Here is a 6,459-nt window from a genome sequence, read left to right on the forward strand (position 1 = left end):
AAACCGCTTTCTCTTCATCAGTCCGTCCTTCAATCGAGGCCGGACTCTAATCTCAGATGGAGGAAATTACCCGTGGCAGGTCACCGCCCAAAAAGTCAGTTTCGAATATTTCATTGTCTACTCCAGCTGGAACGTGCCCGGTGGCAGCCAGCTGGAAACCTGGCGGAGCCAATCAATTGAGATCGTGAAACACTCCACTTACGCCAATGGTTACGCTCGCGGCTCATCGGCCGTACATCGTCCGTCGCGGTCTATAATGGGTCGGCTGGCTGCTCCGCGTCGGCGCAATCCTGAATGCCGAAGGACTGGCGCGGCATGGACCGGGCAAGCGCAGGTCGCCTTGGCCTCGGCCTGGTCACGGCGTTGTCTATCGTAAGCAGATATTCATCGGCCGGAACTTCGGGCTTGGCGAGCTTGCGCACGGCCCACAGCGTTTTGGTATATTCCTGGCTGGGCGAGGCGAGCATCTGGCGGCAAATGACTTAACCAGTCCCATCTCGTCCTCCCTTTGCGTGTTCGACATATTCACCGGATGAATAGCGCCAACCCGAGTGCGCCGCCGTGTCCGCTCAATGACCAGATCATGATTTACATTAGGCTTATCTGATATGGATAGTAGGCAACGACCAAAATAGCCGCGCACACCAGCAAGCCCGGTAAAGAGACCTGCATTGTTGATCGAGCCTCCCGCTTGGTTTGGCCCTGGTTATGCGCACGCAGGACGCTGTTCGACGGCTCATCTTTCGGCAGGGGGGTATTCCGGCAAGAGAGCCAAAGGGCGTAGCCTAAGATCCCGCAACTGCAGGACGCGGCAGGCACTCCTCCTTACGGTGGATACTCGGAGGCTTAACCGCCCTTGCAGCACTCCTAGCTAAACGCAGTTTACCTCATTCAAACAGATGAGGACAGTAGGCCAGCCCGCCCCTAGGGTAACAGGTCGTTCTGTCGAAATTATCTGGGAGATAATGGAGATTTATATTGAAGGTGATGGGAAATAGAAGCAACCTCGTGATACTCCATGCAAACATTATTGCAGTTCATAAGCTCTCATCCCATAGGGGGGGACATTGTCGAAGAACGAGTGGGGGAACGACGATTTTCTCGGTGTTACCGCAAAAATCTACAAACCCCATTCGGTGATATGCCGCCAGGATGACGACAACAGCGAGATATTCATCGTAAAATCGGGTTGGGCTATCCTTTACCAGGGATTACTGGACGGAGAACGGCAGATCATCGACACTCCTCTTAGGGGGGACATTGTCGGTTTCCGTGGTGCGGACGGACCCCGTCTAGCGTCACTGGCGGCCATAACCGAACTAGCCGTTTATGAAATTTCCAGTAAGGAACTGGTAGAGGCGATCTTGTCGGACGGCCGCCTCGGCAAGAAGATCGCCTCCTCCGTGGCCCGCCTGAACGCCATCCTTGCCGAACATCTCATAAATACCGGGCGGCGGAACGCGATGAGGCGCACGGCCCATTTCCTGCTCGAGTTGGAGGAGAGGCTCTCCATGGTTGGGCTGTCGGCCCATGGAAGATATGATTGTTCCCTTACCCAAAATGAACTGGCCGACATTCTTGGAATGACCACCGTTCACGTCAACCGAACATTAAGGGAACTTCGCAAGGCCGATCTCGTCTCTTTCAAGTCAGGCCATGTAGAGGTGATCAACCGCAAGAAGCTGGTTGAAACAGCCGGATTCGATAAAGAGTATCTCAGGTAACGGGTGTCTCTGTTCGAGCGGCAGTGCATCGGCCATCAGTAAATTTTCCGCTGGGAGAGACGACGTTTGCGGACAACTGGTCGTGCGCCGCATACCTGGCAGGGCCGCGTATGTCTCGACGGCGGCAGCCGCGACGGCAACACGGTCTGTCGCGAGGACCGGCGCGCTGCCGAAATATATGCAAGTGCCCACCGCGGCAAGCGTATACCGGCTTCGTACCGACCGCTCGGACAACCGTCGATGAACCTTTGGAAACAGCCCGTCACGGACTCAGACATGCCTAACAAACGGTTAACCGTCCTCATCGCTGAGCCGGTTAGGACGAAACCCGCTAGCCGCCCTGAGGTCCCTTCATGGCCCCCCACTGGTTCAACCCTCCGGTCCCCGTCAAGACCGAGCGTCTCGGGATCATCCGCAACGTCAACAACGCCGAGGCAGCCGGCGAGGAGCTGATGAAGTGGACCAAGCGTGGCCCTTGCTGGGACCTCGCGGTGCGCGTTTGCATCGCAGTGATTTTCGACGAGATGGAACCTGAGGAGGCCCGCAAGGCATTCCTGGCTGCTGCAAAAGAGGAGGGGACGTTACTCCCCCCAAGGACAACTAGCTAAATTGGATTGCGGTATGAGGTTCTATGTGTCTCTGACCAACACCGCCTCGCGAAAGGAGCCCGTCGCCGGTGAGGGAGAGGCGATGGCCCCCCACAGTGGCTGCACATCCACGAAGAATCGACCGCTGCGAGCTCTAAACCCGCGAGGGCCTACATCGTTCCCTCATCCGCGCCTACGCGAGTTGCGGCTGACTGGGAAGGGACGCCCCGAACATGACAAAGAGAAACAAAGAAGGTCATGCGTCTGTCTCCAAAGCAGTTCGGAAATTGATTCATTCGGAAGACAATCGTCGTCACATACACAAGCTGTTAAGGCTAGAAGTCGAACCAGAACTGCCGCCGACCCTAGCGTCATTACTCGCGGCTATTGATCGGGCCAAACAGGGGCCGACCGAAGAAGGTGCCTAGCGGGCTGGCTAAGCGTTAAACAGAGGCTCGCTCCGTGCTGGTTTCTCTGATCCCCTCTTAGAAAATTTCCTACAAACATTCCCCTTGATTTTTCCCGACACAGGATCATCAATGTTCCCTTGGATTATCGCTGAGGTGGAGGCCTCGGATGATCGCGAGCAGGTATTTCACGCGATCATGAGCAGCCGCTTCGACCGACCTGTTCATTGATTCAGGTGTTTGCGGCTGCGTCAAGAGCGGGGGCAGCGAAAGCCCTGTTCGGGATGCGGCCGGTCAGCGATGACAGTCTGGAAGAAGGCGGCGGTGGAAAGCCCGATCCTCTCGCCGGCCGCGATCAGTTCCCCCGGCGTCCACTTGCCGTAGCGGCGATGCGCGCTCGGCATGTGATCGGCAACGGTCGTATGGCCGCGCCGGTTGGGCGCACGGGCGTGCTGGCGATCCGCTGCCCCTTGTGGAAGACTTCGACGGTCTTGTCGGCGACCCGCACATCGACGAGCTCGCGGATCAGGCGGTAGGGCGTGGAATACCAATGCCCGTCAACCTCGATGTGATAGTCGGGCGCGACGCGGCAACGCTTCCAGCGCGCAAAGACGTATGGCTGGTCCGGCAGTTCCCTGTCGATCTCGGCGAAGAGTTCGGCGCGGCTGGAGCCGAAGCCGCGCATCTGGCGGGCGTTGAGTTCGGCGACGAGCAGGCGGATGGCGGCGTTCAGCTCCGCCAGACAAAAGAAGCGCTGATTGCGTAGCCGCGCCAGGACCCAGCGCTGGGCAATTTGCACGGCAACCTCGACCTTTGCCTTATCCTTCGGGCGTCTCGGCCTCGCCGCGAGCACTGCGGTGCCGTAATGGCTTGCCATCTCGGCATAGGTTCGGTTGAGGCCGGGGTCGTAGTGATCGGGGTTGGTGACGGCAGCCTTGAGATTGTCGCAGATCACGAACTTCGGCACGCCGCCCAGAAAGGCAAAAAGGTTCGTGTGCACGCCGATCCAGTCGGCTCGGGCACGCCTCGGCGTAGGTGTAGTTCGAGGCGCCCATCGCCGCGACGAACAGCTTCATGGGGTGCGCTTCGCCCGGTGACGGGGTCGAAGATGTCGATAGTGTCGCCAGCGAAATCGACAAACACCTTCTCGCCGCCCAGATGCGTCTGGCGCATCGTCAGGCGCGCGCGCCCTTTCCAGGCCTCGAAGGTCGTGCAAAACCACGTATAGCCCAAGCCATCAGGGTTGGCAGCGCAACTCCTTCTCCACATAGCTCCAATGGGGCACCGGCCGCCGAGGGCTTTGCGAAGCCGCCTTCGGCGCCGGGAAGAGCAGCAGCTCAAGCCCTTCGTCATCCATCCCCTCGGGCAGCGGCCAGCTCAGCCCGGCAAGACGGGCACGCCGCAGGTAACCATGCACGACCCCATTGCTCACCCCGAGCGTGCGCGCGATGGCGCGCTCGGTCAGGCCTTGGGTTGCGGCTCGGGAATAGCTCGGCAGCATCACGCCGCGGCGCTTGCCCACCCGCCACCAGGCGCGCAACAGATGGAGCAGTTGCGGCGACAGCATGGCGTGACGATCCTTGCGCCCCTTGCCCTGCTCGACACGGATCAGCATGCGCGTCGAGTCGATATCGGTCACCCTGAGCGCCACGATCTCGGAGACCCGCAAGCCGGCCCCGTAGGCCGTGCCGAGGGCGGCCTTGTACTTGGGCCCGGGTGCAGCTTCGAGCAGCCGCGCCACCTCCTCGACGCTCAGCACCAGCGGCAGCTTGCGCGGCTGGCGGACGACGGCGAGACGGCGCGCGAGATCGAGCCGGTCGAGCGTCACGGTGAAGAAGAAGCGCAGCGCCGAGACCAAGCTGTTGATCCCCGGCGGCCGCATGCCGCTCTCGGTCTGGTGCACTTGGAAACGGCGCAGGTCCTCAGCCGTCGCAGTATCAGGCGATCGCTCGATAAAGGCTGCAAACGCCTTCACGCAATGGATATAGTTACGGCGCGTATTCTCGGTGAAACCGCGCAGAGACATGTCTTCGATCATGCGCTCGCGAAGCGGGCTGCCGGATGGATGCGAAGGGACGGTCATCGGATGCTCCTCTCAGGCTGAAGGTTGACACTTCATGCTCGGAGGCCGATGGCCGTCCGTCACCCCTGATCGATCACCTCACCGATGCTGCCGATAAAGCGCAAGCCTCGAAGCCCGCGCCATCCCGCGAGCGGATCGTTCACTGACCCCTAATGGTCATTCCGGAGGCGAGATTGCAGGTCCGAATCGGATTGAGAAAACGGACGTTCGGCCATCCTATCTGCGCCGACCGTCGCGCCACCCCGCTGGCGAGACGCCCGTGAGCCTCTTGAAACCCCGACTGAAGGCCGCCTCCGCCGGCCTACAAGCCTACGGTGAAGGCCGCCTTGTCGCCTTAGGACGAACATTGCAAGTCCGGGGAATAATCCTGGGAGGAATCCTATGACGATTCCGCGCGTGGAAGTGATCACCTCGGTGCAGCGCCGGCGGCGCTGGTCGCGGGCGGTGAAGGAGCGGCTGGTTGCGGCGCGTTCGAGCCCGGCGTCACGGTATCGGAGGATTCGCAGTATCGTGTGCCGGCTACGTCAACCGATTTGCGACATCTCCCAAATTTCTCGTGAAATGTTGGGGATAACCGTACTGGCCGCATTGCGACGGAATGGGTGTCCACTACACGATTAGGCCTTGGTGGGGTAACCGCAAGAATGTTGAGAGAACGAGGTGCCCATCAATGGCTGCGACGGATCTTCCTGGCGATTGGACCGGACAGTACGAGGGATCGAAACTGAACCTCTCGGGGTTCAAGCTCTCCTTTTCTGACGAGTTCAACACGCTTGATGTTGTGCCGAACAACGGCATCGGCAAGTGGTTCGCGCCGGTACACGCCCCCTACGGGGCCGCTACGTTCATGTCGCCGGTGGGAGCAACGAATCCGTTCTCTGTCTCTGACGGGAAGCTGACCATTACCATGAAGCAGGCGGGCGGCGTCTGGCAGTCGGGAACGATGCAAACGGTTAACAGCGCCGGCCAGGGTTTCGCGCAAGTGAACGGGTATTTCGAGATGCGCGCCGCCTTTCACGGCGGGGCGGGAGCCTGGCCGGCTTTCTGGATGCTGCCGCAGGATACCTCCGTACCGCGTCCTGAGGTCGACATCGTTGAAGCGTATGGCGGCGATCCTGATGGTCATCACCGGGCGGTGCACTTGCGCACTTCGGAAAGTTACGCTCGGGGCGACTATACGCGCCTGGCCGATTCGATGTTCGATGGGGCGTTTCACACCTACGGCGCGAGGATCACGACGGACTGGATCACCGTCTACTATGACGGCCAAGAGTTGAGCCGCTTTCCAATGAACGAGTTCTTCCGCACGCCACTTTATATGGTGGTCTCGCTGGCCATGAATCCCAAAGAGGTCGAGCAGGCGTCCGGCACGTACAAGATGGTCGTCGACTACGTCCGCGCCTATGCCGCGCCGAACGTGATGGAGCAGCACCTGACCGGGACGGATGCGGCGGATATCCTGAAGGGCGGCAATTTTGATGACGTTCTGGACGGCAGAGGTGGTGCTGACAGAATGTCCGGCGGTCTGGGCAACGATACCTACCGCGTCGATAACGCATTCGACGTAGTCATTGAGGCTTCGGGCGGCGGTCACGACAGGGTGTGGACCTCTGTGAGCTATGCGCTTTCGGCCGGCTCGGAGATTGAACTTCTTGCCA

General features: G+C 60.0%; 3 protein-coding genes and 2 pseudogenes. 3 read left to right on the forward strand and 2 right to left on the reverse strand.

The annotated features are described in order from the left end of the window. Window positions 1-1,067 precede the first annotated feature (1,067 nt). Together NKI95_RS33835 and NKI95_RS33840 are read left to right on the forward strand one after the other, a co-directional pair. Window positions 1,068-1,724 (forward strand): Crp/Fnr family transcriptional regulator, encoded by a 657-nt coding sequence (locus tag NKI95_RS33835; protein WP_352722185.1) that lies wholly within the window; start codon window positions 1,068-1,070, stop codon window positions 1,722-1,724. Window positions 1,725-2,077: 353 nt separating this feature from the next. Next, window positions 2,078-2,332 carry a DUF982 domain-containing protein gene (locus NKI95_RS33840; protein ID WP_352722186.1) on the forward strand — a complete coding sequence of 85 codons (255 nt, stop codon included), beginning with the start codon at window positions 2,078-2,080 and terminating at the stop codon, window positions 2,330-2,332. Between the two features lie 652 nt (window positions 2,333-2,984). On the opposite strand, the pseudogene istA reads toward NKI95_RS33840, so the two are convergent. Together istA and NKI95_RS33850 are read right to left on the reverse strand one after the other, a co-directional pair. Further along, window positions 2,985-4,219: pseudogene (gene istA, locus NKI95_RS33845) on the reverse strand (IS21 family transposase); the annotation flags it as partial. Window positions 4,220-4,237: 18 nt separating this feature from the next. Next, a pseudogene (locus NKI95_RS33850) lies at window positions 4,238-4,801 on the reverse strand (tyrosine-type recombinase/integrase); the annotation flags it as partial. A gap of 670 nt (window positions 4,802-5,471) precedes the next feature. Here NKI95_RS33850 and NKI95_RS33855 point away from each other — a divergent pair. Next, on the forward strand, window positions 5,472-6,459 hold a 988-nt coding region (locus NKI95_RS33855), incomplete at its 3' end, for a glycoside hydrolase family 16 protein (protein ID WP_352722188.1).

This window comes from Mesorhizobium sp. M0306 (assembly GCF_040321655.1).
Lineage (GTDB): Bacteria > Pseudomonadota > Alphaproteobacteria > Rhizobiales > Rhizobiaceae > Mesorhizobium.